General features: G+C 48.4%; 10 protein-coding genes. All 10 read right to left on the bottom strand.

Going from position 1 to position 20,402, the window contains the following annotated elements:
• Positions 1–116 precede the first annotated feature (116 nt).
• Positions 117–2,900, bottom strand: coding sequence for an alpha-mannosidase (locus ACDJ59_RS00980; RefSeq protein ID WP_413407326.1), 2,784 nt, complete (start codon positions 2,898–2,900; stop codon positions 117–119).
• Complete coding sequence (locus ACDJ59_RS00975; protein WP_413407325.1) at positions 2,897–6,076, bottom strand: beta-galactosidase; 3,180 nt, start codon at positions 6,074–6,076, stop codon at positions 2,897–2,899. Before ACDJ59_RS00975 ends, ACDJ59_RS00980 begins: the two co-directional genes overlap by 4 nt.
• Positions 6,073–7,392, bottom strand: a complete 1,320-nt coding sequence (locus ACDJ59_RS00970) for a glycoside hydrolase family 125 protein (protein ID WP_413407324.1) — start codon at positions 7,390–7,392, stop codon at positions 6,073–6,075. The genes ACDJ59_RS00975 and ACDJ59_RS00970 overlap by 4 nt, the downstream gene beginning before the upstream one ends.
• A 257-nt stretch (positions 7,393–7,649) precedes the next feature.
• Positions 7,650–10,874: an alpha-mannosidase gene (locus ACDJ59_RS00965; protein ID WP_413407323.1), complete on the bottom strand. Its 3,225-nt coding sequence runs from the start codon at positions 10,872–10,874 to the stop codon at positions 7,650–7,652.
• Positions 10,875–10,878: 4 nt separating this feature from the next.
• The gene (locus tag ACDJ59_RS00960; RefSeq protein ID WP_413409683.1) at positions 10,879–13,233 is read right to left on the bottom strand and encodes a glycoside hydrolase family 3 N-terminal domain-containing protein; all 2,355 of its coding nucleotides are present in this window, start codon (positions 13,231–13,233) and stop codon (positions 10,879–10,881) included.
• 36 nt (positions 13,234–13,269) lie between these two features.
• Entirely contained in the window at positions 13,270–14,190 is a 921-nt protein-coding gene (locus tag ACDJ59_RS00955) for a carbohydrate ABC transporter permease (RefSeq protein ID WP_413407322.1), read from the bottom strand.
• 23 nt (positions 14,191–14,213) lie between these two features.
• Positions 14,214–15,143: an ABC transporter permease gene (locus tag ACDJ59_RS00950; protein ID WP_036605780.1), complete on the bottom strand. Its 930-nt coding sequence runs from the start codon at positions 15,141–15,143 to the stop codon at positions 14,214–14,216.
• A gap of 77 nt (positions 15,144–15,220) precedes the next feature.
• Entirely contained in the window at positions 15,221–16,693 is a 1,473-nt protein-coding gene (locus tag ACDJ59_RS00945; protein WP_413407321.1) for an ABC transporter substrate-binding protein, read from the bottom strand.
• 281 nt (positions 16,694–16,974) lie between these two features.
• On the bottom strand, positions 16,975–18,489 hold the full coding sequence (locus ACDJ59_RS00940) for a response regulator (protein ID WP_413407320.1): 1,515 nt from the start codon (positions 18,487–18,489) through the stop codon (positions 16,975–16,977).
• 1 nt (position 18,490) lies between these two features.
• A complete protein-coding gene (locus ACDJ59_RS00935; RefSeq protein ID WP_413407319.1) occupies positions 18,491–20,320 on the bottom strand; it encodes a sensor histidine kinase in 1,830 nt (609 codons plus the stop codon).
• Between the last annotated feature and the right edge of the window lie 82 nt (positions 20,321–20,402).

Below are 20,402 nucleotides of genomic sequence, written 5' to 3'. Positions count from 1 at the left end.
TAAATAGCGTATCCCTTCCGCCACCGTACGTAATGCCTAGTTCAGAGTACGCTTGTAGTCCTGTACCTTTAGTGTGTGTTCAAAAGTCTGTTTTTCGACTCTTTAAACAACTTTTATCAGCGGCGCAAGCCGACAGTAATGATCTCGCATGAACCTGTCTGTATGTTCCATTCCTTGTTGGCAAATGATAATGTTGATGCCTCTTCTATGCTGCGGGCATGAAGCCTTTCGCCCTCTTCCTCCAAGATGTTGCTTTTGTATGCCGTTTCGAATGGCTGCGGATTCGCTTGTGATGCAGCAAGATTCAACGTGGCAGAGTCAGTGGTCATATTGAACCAGCGAAGCATGACATCGCCGGAATCCTCATTTACCTTGAGTGAGGAAAACGCCAAGCCGTCCCCTTGCCATGCAAACGGTGTGTTGTTAGGTGTCAGATAACCCGTGTGTACTTCGGTTTGTGCCAGCGTCCAAGGAACCTGAAACTGATAAGCCTCGATATATGCACCTGATGCTGCACCATTGCCATCGTGGGGAATGATCTCGATCTGAAATGTATGTTCACCAAGGCATTGTGCTTCAGGTGTCGGGAACAAACCCCAGTCTCCAAGTTCGCCCACAGCACGAAGCAACGTAACCGCGATGGTATTGCGGCCATCCTGAAGGACTTCATATTCATTCAGACCCAGATTGGCTACGACCAATCCTGCGTTTTGTTCACTCACATCTACAAAACTTTGTTGATGCTGTGTATTGCTTGGATTTTGCCACTCCGGTGCAGGCGTGTTATCACGCGTTGCAATTTCGAACATGGAATCCACATGATGAACCCCAGATACCAGATCGGTTGGGAAAAGAGCACGTACCCGGTGATCCTTCGCCTGATTGTTGAAGGTTGTCTCCATTTGTACGCCTTTTCCACTACGACTGAGTGATATCACTGTACGGATCTGAAGTGGGATCATTTTCGCTGAACGCTGGGCTTTACGGTATGGATAATAAATCAGTTCCCTTTGTTCCTGATCCAGCATCTCATCCGCCGACTCCGGTATTTCCCAATGATGAATCACTTCGAACGAGGCCAAGTATGATGTATCCTCAAGAACCCGAATCTCAGCCTGAAGCGCATGTGTTGTCAATGCAACTTCATTCTCTGGCTGTTTGAACATGTATTCATTACCGATATCACCCACATTTTCGTACACGCCAAGGTCCTTGTAAGTCCGGCCTGTTCGTTTGTCTGTGAGTGTGAATGAACCATTGTCTGCAATCGTAACGATCATATGTTGATTTTCCATGCCACGTTCACCACGCAACAGCGTAGTCGTTTTCGATGGAGATCCACTCTTGGCATAATCCGCTGAGTTCACCAACGCATAAGTCTTCAAGCCCAATGCAGTTACATGCTCTGCTTCAAAACGAATACGTACGCGCCGACAGCTATACGGCTGACGGAAGCGATCATCCGGCAGATCATAGCCAAATTGCAGACCCAGATCCTCCACCGTACATGGAATGTGGTTACCCTTTTCATCTACAAGTACGCGATCCGACAGGTCAACGGCTTTCATCTGCGTCGCCATCTCTTCCAATGTATATCCATCCCGGAAATACAACCGAGCCGCGTCCAGTTCCATCTGAACTACACCGCTGCGTTCCCACCCCGTTGTATTAAATACCACCACAGGCCGGGCATTTTCGCCGTAACGCTCAAAGATGGAGGTATCCACCGCTGTAGCAATCTGGCTGGTACTCTCTTCAATCAATGCCTCTGCCACATGATGGCTCTTATCAAACCGTGTCACCATCTCGCGATGCACCTCGTCCACACTGCACCCACAGATACTGTCATGCGGGTGGTTTTGCATCAGCGTTTTCCAGGCATACGTCAGTTGATCATGTGGATAGGCATGTCCAAGCAGATAGGCGTAGGATGCCAGGGGTTCAGCCACTTTTTCCAGCATAGTCTGGCCCAGCTGGTTCATCTGTTTCAGATACACACGAGCCGAGGCGGTGTTCACCAGAGTTCCCCAGCCATCGGTACGCTGGCTGCGCAATTCGCCTTTGACCGTGGACAGTTCATGTTCAGACGATGCTCTCAAAGCTTCCAGATAATCCGGAAAGTTGGAGTGAATGAACTCGATATCGGGATGTAATTGTTCAGCCATGCGAATCGCTTCTGGCAGATCTCGCTGAATCGGCTGGTGATCACATCCGTTCATGTACAACAACTCATTGGTCGATGCATATTTCTCGGCATCTGCAAGCTTGGTTTCCCAGAACTTGCGGGCCGATTCCTCGTCTACAGGAACTTCATTTCCGTTGGAGTACCAGTTGGCAAACAATACGCCGAGCACTTTTGATCCGTCTGGTCCTTCCCACATCAGCTCCGAGAAGCTTGATTCATATCCGGCATCCGATACCGTATTGTTAAATCCCGTCGGCTTCACACCACGTCCAAAAAACACATTATCAATGCCTGATTGCTGCATCAGCTGTGGAGTCTGCCCGACCAATCCAAATGTATCGGGAAAGTAACCAATTTTCGAAGGGGTGCCGTAACGTTTGGCGTCCTTATGTCCAACCTGCATGTTGCGCACATTGGCTTCTCCGCTCGTCAGAAACGCATCCTGCAAAATGTACCATGGTCCAATCACAATCCGCCCATTGCGGATATGCTTCTCCAGTCTTTCCTTCTGCTCCGGTCGAACCTGAAGATAGTCATCGATAATAATCGTTTGTCCATCCAAATAAAAGCTTTTATAGTCCGATCCCTCATCAAGCTGATCCAACAGTGAATCGACGAGCTGAATAAGACGCATATGATGCTTCTCATACGGCAAATACCATTCCCGATCCCAGTGGGTATGCGAAATAATATGTGCTCTCTTTTTTTTGGTCATCGTGTTATCCCACCTCTTTCATCTTGTTGTACAATCTCAACATCATCAGGGCGATACACCGCAGTCAGCTTTCCGGAAGCATCTGTCGCAAACAGCACCGAACGATTTTTCTCCAATTGGAACGAGTACGATACACCTGTACGTTGATCTCTCACATGAACTTCATGGTTAAAGGCAAACTCCGATACAAATACATACAGATTTCCTTTTGGAAAACTCAGCTTCCGGCCATAGATCCCTGCGATATCTCCGCCAGATATCCATTCTAACTCCTGTTCAATGCCCGAAATTTCAGTCGCATAACGATACAATTCAGCAAGTGGCTCGTCCCGTCCATTTAACTCGAGCGGCAGTGGAGTCCAGATTAATTTCCCTTTGCCCAAAGGCAGAACGTGTACTTCATCTGCTGTACCTTTATCCCCATGAAGCAACGTCTCCTTTGCCACCTCGGCGATACGACGTCGTCCATAGGTCACCCGGTGATTCACGCCATTAATATTCAGCAATTCTTCCCGTTGCACATTACCCAGACTCCGTTTGCCTACGATATGATCGGCCCGGTCAGTTGCCTTCCAGTATGCGTCCAGTCCCAGCGGCCCTGTAATGAGCAGGCTCGTGCCTTCCTTCTCCGCAAACGTGAGCAATTGTTGAAGTGCATCGCTCTCCATATTGTGCGGACTCGGTACGATAATCAGCTTCGGCGGCTGCTGCTCCAACGCTTCCAGATGATATTCGGATAACGCACGGAATGGCAATTTCAGATCATAAGACATCACGCGAGTAAGCTTTGTTGTGGCATCATAGGCGAGGGCACGGTTGGAGAAGTCATTGGAATACGGGAACACCACTGCAATATCCTCCAGATCGCGGTCTTCAAAGAGATCACGAATGCTATCCATGAATCGGCCAAAATCATAAGACACATCCGCCTCGGGTTTCTCCGTACCATCTGCACGAAGGGCCCCAATATGGGACTCATTGGCATTATCCATATAGAAGTTGGTGTTCCAGATCCATTGCACGGCGCCAGCGCCGCCTGTCGAGAAAGCATAGGCGTACTTGCGTTCGAGAATGCCACGAAGCTCTTCTTCCGTACGTTTGGCTCGCCCATCCGGGGTTTCCACATACATGATGCCCGTCTCCTGAATGAGATTTGGTTTATGTGGCGTTTTAGCGAAAATGCCATCCCAGATCAGATCATCGTTCAACCACCAGGAATGCACGGTTGTATAATCCACTTCACGTTCATAGAAGAACGGAGAAGGACGCTGTGCACCAAGGGCTTCGTCCTGTCCCACGGTAACCAGATGATCGGGAACCAGGTCTTTGATCGTACCTACAAGCTCTCTTGCCCAAACATTGTGCATCTCCATAGAGAAGAGACAGTAATCGAGCCAGCGTGTTCCCTTTTTGGCCTTGTGCATGTCCTGTACATCAAAGTTAATCTCTTCCGCCTCCGGGATCACCGCGGCAGCAAAGTTCGGAAGCTGCTTCGGTGACATGTTCCATGCCTCCTGCAACGCTTCAATCGTCTCATGACGCTGCTGAAGCCAAGCGATATAAGCCTGCTGTTCATACGAATCCCTCGCCGAGCGTGGGCCAGCTAAGAAGATACGTACTGGATCGAACATCGATGGCTCATTAATCAGATCCCAATCCACATGTGTTGTATGCGTGTGACGACTGACGATGCTGCTGATGAAACGTTTCTGTGCTTCGACACTCTGCGGGTCCAAATACGGATTCGTGCCTTCCCATGTCTCTGGTGTAAAGGAGAAGAAAGTGAACGTGACCTGTAAGCCGTGGCGTTTCGCCGTTAAAATAAATGCATCAATGGCACGAAGCACATCCTCTGCCATATGTCCGTCCACCTGCATCATGTTGCGATAGGCGGTCCAGATTCCCGTCCGAATCCAGTTGATTCCTGCTTTTGCCATCTGAGCCATGTCTCGATCCCAAACATCCGCATTTGGCAAAAACAGAAATTTCCGTGCCACATCGGAGGTCATGTAGGTCATGCCCACAACAGGCAGAGGACGTCCGTCTTTTACAAAATAGTCCCTGCTGCGGGTAATCACTTCCCCTTCTGCCAGCAGTCCAGCATCCTGTCCCCAGAAGCCTTGACGCAAGGTCCGAACTTCACCGTCAGGAGCCTGCGCGTGGCATATGATCCGATACAGCCCACTTTCAATGGAAACCGGGAGAAGTATACGTTCAAAACGCTGCTCACCGGAAAGTTCCATCTCCAGTCGATGGCTCCATACCTTCTCCGTCGTGCCACTTGTGCGATCTTCATGCTCGACCGTTATGTCAAACGTCCACAGCTCGGATTCGGTAAGTCTGTTGCCTGCACGCTGTAAAATCTGGCCTTGAAGTGTGAGTACAGCCCGCTCATCTGGCTCATACGAAGCATAATTCGTTTTCAGGGATAACTCGGTTACACCTTGCGCACAGAATTGCGCCCACTTCACAATCTCGGCAGCTCCATCCTGCGTCCAGAATGAGGTGGTCAGCGGCAGATGCACAAATATCCATCGTGAACCAACGAAACTCCCGCGGGAGTTTTCCCACAGAACGACCGGAGCGGCGATGCTGCGTCCATCCTTGCTCATGCCACAAAGTAATGGATAAATCTGCGTACTCATGGGACCGGATGAGCCCATCTGGTGGGGCAGATCACTTGTTTTGGTTGTATGTGGAACCAGATTCCATGTATCTGCCTTCTCAAACAGCCCCTCTTTCCCAGTGAGAAGCGGGATCTGTTCGGATGAAGTGTACGATTGCACATTGGCAGAAGATACGTTCAGTGCCTCATGAATATAGAGTTCCTGATGATACGCAGTCTGCTCGGACTCTACAACCCATGTCCCATTCTCATATCGTACTGGACGTTTGAAGGGCGCACCACCAACACTGATCAGGCTCCCGCCCTGATGCAGGTAAGCTGCAATCTCCGTCCAGGCGGACTTGGGAAAATAGGGTGCATGCAGATTGACCAGACATCCTTCACCTGCTGTGGTCTTCAAAGCCTCTGCGAGTTCTTCGGCGTTTACAACGGTGATCTCTTCGACTGCTTTCCATGTATTCAGAGCCTCATGAGTTGGAGAAGCACCTTCCATTGGAAACGCAGGATCAGCGAAGATAATCAGCTTTTTATCATTAGGTTGGATACTCATAACAGGCCATCCTTCATCGATCTGTAGACCAACTGGGAGAATAGGCTGTTGGACCATGCAAACCATTTTCGTGTAAAAATCGTTGGATCATCAGCGTGGAAGCCTTCATGCATATAACCTGTATCTGCATCTGTCGCTTCAAGCATGCGAATAATCTCCAGTTTCTCCTCGGCAGACTGCGCAGTCAGTCCTTGCATGGATAAGCCCATATGCCAGATATAATTCGGCGGGGTGTGCGGGCTACCGATTCCTTTGGCAACCTTGCCCTCATAATAGAACGGGTTCTCTTTGCTCAGAGCGAAGCGGCGCGTATTCTGGTAGATCGGATCATCCGCTGTAACGTAACCCAGATATGGAATGGACATGAGTCCCGGTGTACCCGCATCGTCCATGAGACAGTGGTTGCCATAACCGTCCGTCTCGTACGCATAGATCGGTCCAAATTCGGGATGACGATAAATCCCGTACAGCTGAATGCCGTGATCCACGTCCTGCTCCAGATCCTTCAATTCCTGCAAAAGTTCCATATCCCGGAACACCCACTCGGCAAACTCCTGCATTTGGCGTAAAGCGACAACCGCGAACATGTTGCCAGGGATATTGTAGTGGAAATCGCAAGCATCATCACTGGAACGGAAACCGGACCAGATCATACCCGTGTAGTTGACTGGCATACCTTTTCCATGATTGCGCAGGGAATCTGTTGGGATACCGTTATTGCGAGTGAAGCGATATGGAGATTGTTCCATGTGATGCTGTTCGACTTTGAACAGGTCCACGATTTTACGCATCGCTGCTTTGAAGCTTGAATCGAAAATGTCAGTCAGTTCGGTTTCCTTCCAATATAAATACGCCAGGCGTACAACAAAACATAATGAGTCAATCTCAAATTTGCGTTCCCACACCCAAGGCGACATCTCGGTTTCGTCCGTGGTGTTCCAATGCCAGTCGTTAGCAGTCTCATTGAAGGCATTGGCATACGGATCGATGTGAACATATTGGATATGACGTTTGATCAGCCCGCCAATAATGCGTTGCAGGTCCTCGTCTTCTTTTGCAAACGGAATGTAATGTACTACCTGCTCCACGGAATCACGCAGCCAGGAAGCCGGAATATCTCCCGTGATAACAAAAGTCGTACCGTCCTCCATCAACTTGGTTGTTGTTTCGATGGTGTTGGGGAAGCAGTTTTTGAATAATTGAAGCAGTTTTGGTCGGTGAGCCAGTTTCTGTTCTGCTTCTTCGAGCACGGCCTGAATGGATTGTGGCAAAGCAACAGGTGGCATGGGTATTTTGGGTAATCTGAACTGTTCCATGGATGAGTGCAACTCCTTAAACAAATTGAATGGTATAGCTATAAAAGATCAAGCTGAGAACATTCACACTAGACCACTACGATGACAGAATAACCTTCCGATCGCTGTTATCCCCAGATTTTTTTTGTTTCCCTTTTCTAAAGGGTAAAATCTGGGGATAAAGGCGAACGCTTCGCTTCTTCTGGTTATTTCTGTCCTCTCCGTTAACGTGTGAATAAAGAGCTGGACATATATAGCTCGAAATATTTCAAAAAGGTTTACCGCAGTAGCACGGTTTGTATTTGGAAAGGTTTAAAAGATAATGTAATCTGGCCATTGGTATGGGCCATTGGTTTGATCGGTTCTTCCAGTGCGTTGGAGTGGTAGGCTTGCTCAAAGGCATGCGGCCATTGCAATGTGATGGTTTCGCGTTTGCCTGATGATTCATAGAAACGCAACACGGTGCCTTGTCCATCCTCTGCCATTTTGACTGTATCCAGAATGACATGATTGCTATTAAAGTTAATCCAGGAGCCTGTTGCTGGGCGTACAGGGGCGGCATTAGCAGTTGCATCTGCGGTTGGAGCTACCTCAGTCCCTGTGCTTTGCTGTACTTCTTCCCTCTGCTGTACCTGCTCTATCTGCTGCTCTTGTTGTATCTGACCCTTTTGTTGCACTTGGTTCACCTGCTGTATCGTTACCTCATGATTTAACTCGGCAGCCTGACGTACGGTGTGTGCTGTTCGCCAGTCTCCGTCGTGTGGATACAGGGAATAGGTGAATTCATGTTCTCCCAGATCAGCTGTGCGATCAGGCCATTTCGGTGCACGAAGTAAGGACAAACGAATGGTACTTCCCTGCACATCGTACCCGTATTTGCAGTCATTGAGCAGGCTCACGCCATATCCATATTCGGATACATCCGCGAAGCGGTGTCCACAGACTTCATACTGCGCTTGTTCCCAGCTTGTGTTGCGATGTGTTGGACGTTCCAGTGTGCCAAATGGAATCTCAAACGTAGCCTTGGAGGTCACCACATCAATCGGGAAGCCAACTTTCAGAAGTTTGTGATTTTCGTTCCAGTTCACCTGTGTTTGGAAGTCAATTCGCCGTGAGTCATGATAAAAGACGATATCTTGTGTGATTTCCGATTGGTGTAGCTTCCAGCGGAAGCGCAGGACATCTTTCGTTGAACCCGCAAGCACCAGCTTTTTCTCCAACAGTTCCACTTCGCCAGCAATCTGTTCTTCATAACGACTGTCGATATCCCATGCATCCCAGAGCGTTGGACGATCGTGGAAGAAGTGAAGTTGATTGCCTCGTTCACCCGGCTTCAACATCTCACGCTCTGCGGTTTTATCCCACAGACGGGTGATCTCCCCACGTTCATTGAATTGCACATGATAAAAAGTGGTATCCCATGTATCATTAAAGGTTGGTTGTGCGGCAAGGGTGGTCATTTCCCGTACATTCGTTTCCCTTGTATTTTCCGGTACCAGCCAAACCGTTTTATATCCAAACGCCGGAATGTCTGTCACGAGAATAGACATGCTGCCATCCTCCCAATCCATCCGCAAGCGCTGGCCTTTTTCATCGATGCCGTAGCGATCCAAGCCATCCTGCACAGGAAGTTGAACGACTGCACTCCGTTTCCAGCCCAGGCTGTTGAATACAACATAGGCTACTGAACCTTCCGGTCCCTCTGTGTTGATACCCGTTGTCAATGCAGCAATGCCTTGATCCAGTCCGGTTCTGCCCAATTCAAATACCTGTACATATTCCTCATTCGAAGTGACGTAGGACTCTGTAATCGCCGATCCCGGTATAATATCGTGGAATTGATTCAGTAAAATCAATTTCCAGCCGTCATGCAGTGCTGAACGCACTTCAGCTTCGGTATTCGCCTCCATATCTGGCAGAGCGAGTGTGTTCCACAGCTCAGCTTCTCGATACAGAACCTCCGCTTTCCGATTGTTGCGCTTATTGCGCGCATGTGTCGTGTAGGTTCCCCGATGTAACTCCAGATACAGATCGCCATGCCACTTCGGAAGTACAGGTTGCTCCTTTTCAATCCCGGCAAAGAAAGCTCCAGCTGTGCTATATCGGCTCGCAGGCTGTCCAACCATCAGCTCTGCGCGATCCACATACTCCAGCATCTCGCGTGTTACGCCACCGCCGCCATCTCCGTGTCCGTATAGAAGCATATGCTCCGGATGAGCCGCTTTCTCACGGTAGGACTGCCAGTGATCATGAATGTCCTTCGGCAACGTATGCTCGTTAACACCATGATTGAGGTAAGACAGGATCGGTGTGCCGTCAATGCCCACCCAGTGGAAGAGATCGTATGGAAACACATTTGTGTCGTTCCATCCGAGCTTTGTTGTCATGAAATATTCCACATTGCCATGCTTCAAAATCTGTGGCAGGGAGGCACAATACCCAAACGTATCCGGCAACCATTCAATCTGTGATGTTTTTCCAAACTCCTCCATATAGAAACGCTGACCATATAACATCTGGCGAATCAGGGACTCCCCGCTTGGGATGTTCAGATCGGGCTCAACCCACATGCCGCCCACCAGCTCCCAGCGACCTTCTACAATCCGCTGCTTCACCCGTGCATACAGCTCGGGATCATGCTCCTTCAGAAACGCATATAGTAAGGGTTGGCTCTGGGAATAAACATAGTCCGGATATTCATTCATGAGTGCATCCACGGTGGAGAAAGTACGGCTCGTTTTGCGTACCGTCTCACGTACAGGCCACAGCCAGGCAATATCAATATGGGACTGTCCCACCATATGCTCCAGACCTTCCGCGTTTCCGCCAATCTCACGCACATGATGCTTCAGATTATTCTCAATCTGACGAATATCCTCTCCCTGCTCAATCTCTTCTGTTGACATGCCTACAAATTGATCCATCGCACGATATACCAGTTCTAACAGGCGAACCCGCCGAAAGTCACTTTCCGGTAGCAACACAGCCGAATCACGCACAATAATGACGGTATACATCAGACTACGAACCGCTTCATTGGGTCTCACCAGCAGGCTCGTAATTGATGTGATCGGTGGCTGAATAACCGCCTGTTGATTCAAGGGGTCCACGGGTTCAGGTACCGGATCAAACATCTCGATCTCCAGTTCGGGATTGGTTCCAACTTTGGATGGATTAAGCGTGACGTAGGTATGATTGCGGTCAAGGCCCTGATAAGAGTGCCCATTTACCCGAAGCAAGCCTTCTCCACCTGTCTCAAATACAAGCCCATAAGGTGCTTGCTGCCATGTAGCAGGAATCTCCAAACGTGTTCTAAAGAAATAAGTCGTTCCCTGTTTGCTCGGAAAACGCTCAAAATCTTGCCCTTCGGGGTACTCACCCTGATCCTCATACTGTCCTGGCACATGATAATAAGCGCGGGTAATGTCCCAGCTGCGCAGCTGTAATTGCTCCAGCCACTGATGTTCGGACAACTCGCGAATAAATCGTCTGATACGTTCCAACGTCTTACGCCTCCCTTACGGTCAGTTCGGCTATTTGCGTATCGTTTACGCTGCTGCCGATATGAATATGGAATTGTCCCGGTTCAACGACAGGCTTCAAATCACGACCAATATACTGCAGTTGCTCGGCCCCTATGTGGAATTCCACGGTCTGTGTCTCTCCCGGCTCCAGGTTCACTTTTGCAAACCCCTTCAGTTCCTTGGCCGGACGAGTTAGTGAGCTGACCACGTCAGAGATGTACATCTGTACAACTTCTGCACCTGCATAACGGCCGGTGTTGTTCACGTTCACCGATACCGTAACTGAATCATCAGTTGTCATAGATGCAGCACTCAGCTGCGGTTCACTGTACTCATATGTGGTATAGCTAAGTCCGTATCCAAATGCATAACGTGGCTCCAGATCCTCTTCGAGGTAACGTTTGCCTCGGGAACGTTTGCCGTTATAATAGATCGGTAATTGGCCGACATGCTTCGGAATGGAGATCGTCAATTTGCCTGACGGATTCACATCACCGAATAAAATATCTGCAATGGCACGACCGCCCTCTTGACCCGGATACCACGCCTCCAGAATTGCATCGGCATGTTCATCCACCCAAGGTTCAGTGATGGGACGACCATTAATGTAAACAACGACAAGCTTCTTGCCGAGCTTGTGAATCTCCTGAATAAGTTCCAACTGTACTCCGGCAAGACCCAACGTCATCCGGTCGATCCCTTCGCCACACTCCATATCATTCCAGGAGTTATCCGACACATTGGAAGCCCCCGTCTTCAGATCAATTGTTCCTTCTCCAAAGTCACGTGCACTGGAGCCGCCAACCACCATAATGACCGTATCTGCCTGGCTGGCAACTTCAAGGGCACGCTCGAATCCTTCTTTCGAATCACCTTTGATCCGGCAGCCTGGTGCATAAAGAACCTGATCTGTACTGCTGTCACCAGTCAAAGCACCAACAGAACTCTTCTCCGTTTGCCCATCCACATGATTAGCCAGCTTACTGCGAATCCCGTCCAGTACCGTCGCCACTTTCGACTTCGGTTGCGGAGATGTGTAATCGCCCAGTTGATTGTAGGCCTGATCCGCATTGGGACCAATGACGGCAATCCGGCCCACATTTACTATCGATAGAGGTAGCGTTTCAGCCTCATTTTTGAGAAGTACAATGCCTTCCGCAGCCAACTGTCGTGCCAGCTGAACATGCGCTTCACTGCCAATGACTTCTGCTGCACGATCGGCATCCACGTAAGGCTGTTCAAATAAGCCCAGTCTGAACTTCAACGCCAGCACGCGAGAGGCAGCCTGATCCAGAACCTGCATATCAAGCTTGCCTTCTGCCACCGCCTGCACCAGATATTGCCCAAACATCTCACCGGACATTTCCATATCGATGCCTGCCTCAATCGCCTGTACGGAAGCTTCCATTCCATCCGCCGCGACATCATGCCCACTTGCCAGCATGTTAATCGCACCACAATCCGTAATGACCAGACCGTCAAAGCCCCAATCCTTACGCAAAACATCTTCCAGCAATTCCGTATTCACGGTGCAAGGCGTGCCATCAATTTCGTTATATGCTGGCATAATCGACGCAGCGCCAGCTTCCACCGCTTTGCGGAATGGATAGAGATCCACTTCCAGCAGTTCGCGCCAGCCCATATGTACAGGCCCTGCATTACGTCCACCTTCCGAGCTGCCATAACCAACAAAATGTTTCAGCGTTGCCGCTACTGTATCTCCACGGTCAAGACTTTCACCCTGAAGCCCTTCTACGGAAGCAACTGCCAGCTCTCCAATGAGAAACGGATCTTCACCGAAACATTCCTCCGTACGTCCCCAGCGCGGATCACGCACAACATCCAGTACCGGAGAATAGGTAACCGCGCCACCTTGGGCACGTGTCTCCCTTGCTACTGCCTGGCACATCTCCCGATATAGATCCACATTCCAGGTGCTCCCCAGTAAAAGAGGGACAGGATAGACCGTTCCATCAATGGCCATATGTCCATGCGAGCACTCTTCCCCGATCAGAATGGGAATCCCCAGTCTGGAATGCTCCACTGCATAGCGTTGAATCAGGTTAACCGCCTCAGCGCCTTCTCTGGCCGATAGTCCATTTTCCAGCGTAACGCCAGTCCAGGGATCTGCACGAAGCGCACCGTAGAGGGAGCCGATGCCCCCACTTTCCACTTGCTGCTTAAAGGATTCATTTAACGTGATGTTCCCTTGATCATTCGTATAGGTCTGCCAGCCAAATGGCTGAGTGAGTTGGCCTACCTTTTCTTCCGTAGTCATCAGGCTAAGCAGGTGTTGTACCCGTTCCTCTACGGATTTGCTTTGATCCTTGTAAGTCATCAATCTGCATCTCTCCAATCCTATAACGTGATCCGGTTATTCTTTGACCGCGCCCACCGTCAGACCCTGTACGAAATAACGCTGGAAGAACGGATAAGCGAATATAATCGGCAACGTAGCAAGCACAACCATCGCCATTCGGGACGTATCCTGCGGAATGGACTGCATGGCTGCCAGACTCATTGAACTGTTAGCAGAGTTCTGCTGGATAAACTGGATGCTCGACTCAATCCGCATCAGCATGGATTGCAGCGGTACCAGATTCGGATTATCGATGTATAATAACGCATTGAACCAATCATTCCAGTAACCGAGTGTACTGAACAACCCGATGGTTGCCAGCCCCGGCAAGGAGAGTGGAACCACGATTTTCATAAAGGTATAGAACTCACCGGCGCCATCAATCTTCGCCGATTCAATGACTGCATCCGGTACACTGGTGGAGTAGAATGTACGCAGGATCATAATATAGAAGGCATTCATCGCCAGCGGCAGAATCAGTGCCCATAACGTATCTTTCAACCCAAGCAGCTGGGATACGACCATATAGGTTGGAATCATCCCGCCGTTGAACAGCATGGTAAGAATTGCAAAGATGGAGAAAAATCTCCGATATCTGAAGCTCTTGCGGGAAACCGCATACGCATACAGTGACATGAGAATCAAACTGATAATGGTACCAAGTACCGTCACCAGAATGGTAACTCCATACGCTCGCAGCAGCGTGTCCCCACTCTGCCAGACAAACTGATATGCCGCGAGACTCCATTCTGCCGGAATCAGACGATACCCATCACGGGCCAGTGCTTTCTCGTCCGTAAACGAGATGATGACTACAAATATAAAAGGAAATACACAGATCAGAGCGAATAGACCTGCGATGATGTTCATGACCACGTTCCAGCCGTTGGATACGTGGTGGAAGTCGCGTTTTTTAACAAGCCCTGCTTGAGCCATAGTGGTTCACTCCTTTCCCTGTCTTAGAATAGGCTGCTGTCTTTATCTACTTTGCGAACAACATAGTTGGAGATAATAACAAGCACAAAGCCCACCACGGATTGATACAATCCCGCTGCTGTACTCATGCCGATCTCACCACTAGTTTTCAAACCTCGATATACATACGTATCAATAACATTTGTCACGGAATAAAGCGTACCCGAATCCCTTGGCACCTGATAAAAGAGTCCAAAGTCGGCATAGAAAATGCGGCCTACGGCCAGCAAGGTCATAATCGTGATGATGGGCGACAGCAACGGAATCGTAATATTGCGAATCTGCTGCCATTTGCTTGCTCCATCAATCATGGCTGCTTCATACAGTGATTTATCAATCCCCAGTATGGAAGCCAGATAGACAACGCTGCTATAACCGATGGTTTTCCATAACGCTACGAATACCAGAATATACGGCCAATATTTCGCCTCAGAGTACCATTGAATTGGTTCCATCCCAAACCAGCCGATAATCTGATTCAACATCCCGCGGTCCATGCTCAAGAAGCTGAATGCGAAGTAACCAACGATAACCCAGGATAGAAAATACGGCAGAAACATGCCGGTTTGATACAGTTTGGCGAGTCGTTTATTCACTAGTTCCGAGAGCAGGATTGCCAATGCCACAGCAAATACCAGTCCCAGGAAGATAATGGCGATGTTATAAAAGAGGGTGTTGCGTGTAATGAGCCATGCGTCACTTGTGCTGAACAGGAATTTGAAATTGTCCCAGCCAACCCATTCACTCTTCATCAGACTTGCCCAGAACCCTTCACGGCTGAATCGATATTCTTTGAAAGCAGCCACTGTGCCCACAAGTGGCAAGTAGGAGAAGAAGAAGAACCAGATGGCACCTGGCAGCACCATGAGCAGCATGACTCGGTTTCTAATCAGGTTTTTCAAAAATGTAGTCATTGTGGATATCCTCCTTCAGGCTTGAATGAAAAAGGACCGGACGCGATAAGCAGCCGCCCGATCCTTACGATGTACTGTTACTTGTTTTCCGCTCTCCAGGCATCCAGCTGGCTTTGGGCTTCAGCCATTACTTTCTCCAGTCCGGCTTGATTGAACTTCTCAATCACTTGATCCAGATTGGCTGCCGGGTCCAGTGTACCTGTCATCAGTGCTGCCCAATATTGCTCTTTCACGTTCTGTACCGCTGTCAGTTCGGACGATACATTGCTTGCATCAAAGTTAAAGCTGAGGATCGGGGAATTGACACCTTCAGCGTTAAACTTCTTGAACTCATCCCATTTGTTATCCGGATCATTGCTGTTCAGATAGAGCAGCATGTTGTTCCCAAGGGAGTATGAAGGCATATCGTAGTTTTTCGATTCAGGCAGATTTTCCATATGCGTGTCATCCACTTTTTTGTAGTGTGTGCCCTCAATACCGGAGTCCACCATATTACGCAGCACAGGATCTGTATTCAGCAGGTTCAGGAATTCCATCGCTTTCTCCGGATATTCCGAGTTGGCCGAGATGGCCGTAATGGAGCCTTGTACAGATGTATTTGTTATAATTGCTTCACTTGCAGGTGTTGAAACGACTTGATAACCGTAACTTGCAGACCATTGATTGTCCGCGAGCGGCTGCGTCTGTGCACGATCCAGGAACCAGTTACCCGATGTTGTCAGGTCGTTCGTCGAACCTGTTGTTGCCGCTTCTGCCGATACATAACCAGCCTTGTAGTATTTGTGCATCGTGGTAAGTGCTTCTTTCATTTCAGGTGTTTCCAGTATGTTTACAAGCTTATAGTCTGTTGTATCCAGCTTGATTGCCATTGGCAGATTCTGAATGACATAGTCATAAGGCACGTAAGGAACATAGTTTTTATCCATGGCAAATGGTGTTACACTCGCCTCGTTTTCCTTAATTGTTTTGAGCAGAGGCTCCAGACTGTCTAACGTACGAACGCCAGAGATGTCCAGCTTGTATTTATCAACCAGCATTTGGTTAAAGCGCCATACCTCTTGTTGTGGCAGCTCTTTGTTGGCTGGAATTCCGTAATTGTGTCCATCTACCTTGGAACCACTTAGGAATGCAGGATCGATGGTCTTGGTAAGATCCTGACCGTATTCAGCAAGCAGGTCATCCAGTTCAAGGAATGCACCTTTTCTGGCATTTTGTACATAATCAAATCCACCAGAAGAAGTGAACAGAATGTCCATTGGCTCACCGGATGCTACGTTAACCTGCATCTTCTGCGGGTAGTCACCCCAATCAACCATCTTCATCGTTACCGTGGCATTAATTTTCTCTTTGGTATACTTGCTCACTTCTTCCATCACTTTGTTGACGTCTTTCTGAGGGGTACCGATGGTATACCAGATCAACTCTACCGCGTCATCTCCAGCTCCCCCGGATTCTGAAGCATCTTTGCTTCCTCCACAGGCACTAAGAACAAGCGTAACGGCCATTAACAATGCAAGAACGAGTGAGAAGCGTTTTCTTTGTTTACTCATTTCTTTGATCCTCCCTTTTCGTGTTCCCTTAGGCTCTACTTACTAACTGCTTTAACCTTATCGAATGAAAGCATTTACAAAAAGAAGATAAACTTAAGTTTTCGAGGTACAAATTAAAGAGAAATCGTCCTTGGGCAACTATTTTGTACCTAATTAAATAAATCGCTTACATGAAAGAGACATGCCGGGTAACGTATGCCATGATTTTCTACCACGCCATTCCTGTTCCCGATATGTCTCTTGGCTCTCTGTCCCCATGGTTGGATCTACCCGTCACCGAATTAACCAAACACCTTGAAATCAGTCGGTGAAATCCCCACATATTTGCGGAACTGTTTATAGAAATACCCCGTCTCCCAATACCCCACATTTCGGGCGATCTCATGTACCTTCAGATTGGAATTGCGTAATTGCTCCTTCGCACGTTCAATCCGGTATTTGTTGATATATTCGGCAAATGTCTCCCCTGTCTCCTTATGGAACAATTGTCCCAAATACACCGGATGCAGATGATAGTGGGCACCCAGCAGCTTCAGGGAGAGCTCTTCTGCATAGTGTTTGTCGATATGCTGAAGCACCTGGTTCACAATTGGATTTTTCAGATCCTGCAATAGGGATTGGATCGTCTGCGACCCAACCTGCTGAAGCGCCCGCACGAGTTCATCAAAAGTGCCACTGTCCAGCACAAGTTGAAGCCCTTGTTGGTATATGGCAGACTCATCCGAGTGTTTGATGCTCTCCAGTTCCATTTTGAAGCGAATCACAACTTCCAGTGCGGTATTCTGTAACTCCCCAGGTGTAAGCCCATCGCGATGCTGTTCAAAATCCATGCGGATCCGGTCGGCAAGTTGTTCTGTATTGCGGGACAGAATGAGTTTGGCATACTCCCTCCATTCAATAAAAAAAGTCGCCGTTGAATTTCCGCACCTTTCCAGCATGGCATGGTCGATGACTTTAAGGTCGGGATAAATCATCACATACTGGAGTGCTTTTTTGGCCTCGGCATAACTGGTCGGCGCATGGTATAACCCTTTCATCAATCTGCCTGCTCCAATGCGTGCCGCCGGATGGGTTACGGTTATCTCATCAGATAATGCCTGAAGGCCATCCATCAACTTCTGTTCCTCGTCACTCGTACCCTGAATATTGGCAATAATGACGATGTCTCCATCGATATCATGAAATACGTTCAGATGGCGTCTGTCTCTCAGCATCTCTTCTACACGTTCAAACATGCCGGGTACTTGCCCTTTATCACGCAGGATGGCTACAGCAACGTCAGGTGCATCCAACGAAAGGTTCATAAACTGGGCACGTTCTTCAAATTCGGTAGCTGCAATCTGTCCTGTAAGCCATCGATGAAGAATGTTATCTTTCAGAATCTGAATGCCATACGCATCATCGGCTTGAGGTGATACCGTATGATCCAGCTTGGACGCCGTGTTGCTCAGCGTGGATTCCAGTTCCTCCACATTAATCGGTTTAAGCAGATAGTTTTCGATTCCCAGCTGCATGCCTTCCTTCAGATATTCGAACTCATTGAAACCACTGAGGATAATGACCTTAAGCTCAGGTTGCACGCGCCTTGCTTCCCGAATCAGATCGAGACCATTCATGAGTGGCATGGATATATCCGTAATCAGAATGTCCACAGGCTGAGAAGAGAGCGCTTGTAACGCTGCTTGCCCATTACCTGCATGACTCACAATTTCCATACCATATGAAGACCAATCCACAATATCGTATAAACCTTCAATGATGAATGGCTCATCGTCCACAATAAACACCTTGTACATATTACACACCTGTCCCTTCTGTATGTGGATAACGCACCCTGATTCGTGTTCCTTCTCCGAGGGTGCTCTCTATGGTGATACCGAACTCTGGCCCATACAGGAAGCGCAATCGACTATGGACACTGCGCAGCCCGAACATCTGACCAGACTCTTCAGGACGTTCCAGTTCTTCAAGGATTTCCGTCAGGCGTGCCGGATCAATGCCTTTGCCATTATCTTTGACTTCCACTTGCACCACATCATCTGTCTCTTCCACAACAATGGATAATCGGTTATCCGAACGTTCTGTCTGAATGCCGTGTACGACATAATTCTCAATGATGGGTTGCAGCGAAAGTTTGACCACAGGATGTTGATAATATGCAGCATCGATCTGGATCGTATATATGAAAATATCCTTGTAGCGGATTCGGAATAACTCCAGATACAAGCGGCAAGCTTCCATCTCATCCTTCAGCGTATAATTTTTCTTTTGCTGTACCAGGCTCTTGAACAATACGGATAAACTATAGATCATCTCTCCAACATCTCTCGCCCCTTGGGATATCGCCCTCATCCGAATCACTTCAAGCGTATTGTAGAGAAAATGAGGGTTGATGCGCGCCTGTAATGCGACCAGCTCGGTCTCCTTCTGTTTGATCTCGGCTTTGTAGACCCGTTCAATATACAGATTCAGCTCATCCAGCATGTCGTTGAAGCTATGTGAGATCTGCCCCAGTTCATCATCTCGCGGATCGTCGATGCGAGCCGTCAAATTGCCATATTTCACTTTTTGGGTGAAGCGGATAATTCGACGGGTTCGTTTGGCAAAGTTAATAATGAAAAATGCCGGAACCAGCACGGCAAACAGAATACACACAATACTGATCGAGATAATGGTATTGCGAATCCCCGCATAGGTTTCAGCCATCTCTTCTACCGGAACGGTGCCAATGACCACATAACCCTGATCCGCGGAGACAAACTTGTTCACGTACATGTTCTGCTCCTTTTTCATTGAATCCATATCGGTCTGATCAAACAGCGAATCGGCCACATTCACGTAGGGGTACTTCTTCCCGTAATAATGATTGTTGGAGTCAAATAACACTGTACCTTTCGCCGATAACACCACGATTTCTCCCTTGAGATTACTCTCGTAGTTATCCAGCGCATTACCGATTCCTTCTGAGTCAAAGAAGACAAGAAATTGGCCCAGATTCCGAAGAGTCTGTGTATTGTTAATTGGTACGCGGATGGAGTAGAGCGCAGGGTCCCATTGATTAATCTCTTTGCGTATCCAGTAATTGGGTGCACTGATATTGGGCGTTTCCATCGCCATCACGTCAGGTATATAGGAATGAGCCACATTGGCGTCCAGCTTGCGGAACTGCTTGTGTTGATTAAAGGTAGACAAATCCTGCTGCTCAGCGCTATACAACATGAGTTGGTTAATCTGTGAATTGCGATCCATAATATTTTGAAAATGTTTCAATACATCGGCCGAATAGTCATCCTGATTGGCGTAATATCCATTGGTCATGTGCTGAACATATTCGGCGTACGAATGATTCATCAGGTACGTAATGTTGGCGGACAGCGCCTCATTCTGATGCATGTCCCTCACCATGTTTTGCACCGATTCATACTGCTGATGAATGTACCGATCCACATGTTCCATCGCCGCTTTCTGGATCGCCAGTTCCCGGCGAATCGTGGAGTCGGACACCGACAGGAAGATGATATAAGACAATGTAATGATCGTGACAATCGATATCATCGAGAAGATCAGGAGCATTTTCATAAACATATTATTTTTGAAGAAATTATTGTAAACGCTAACAATTTTCAAGTCGCATGTTCCCTCCGATGCTGTTTTCCTGACTTGAATTATACCATCAGGCTTCTGACATTAACTTGTCACCTGCAAATTT

This window comes from Paenibacillus amylolyticus (assembly GCF_047302515.1).
GTDB classification, from domain to species: domain Bacteria; phylum Bacillota; class Bacilli; order Paenibacillales; family Paenibacillaceae; genus Paenibacillus; species Paenibacillus amylolyticus_G.
This window is presented reverse-complemented; position numbering and strand designations above follow the sequence as displayed.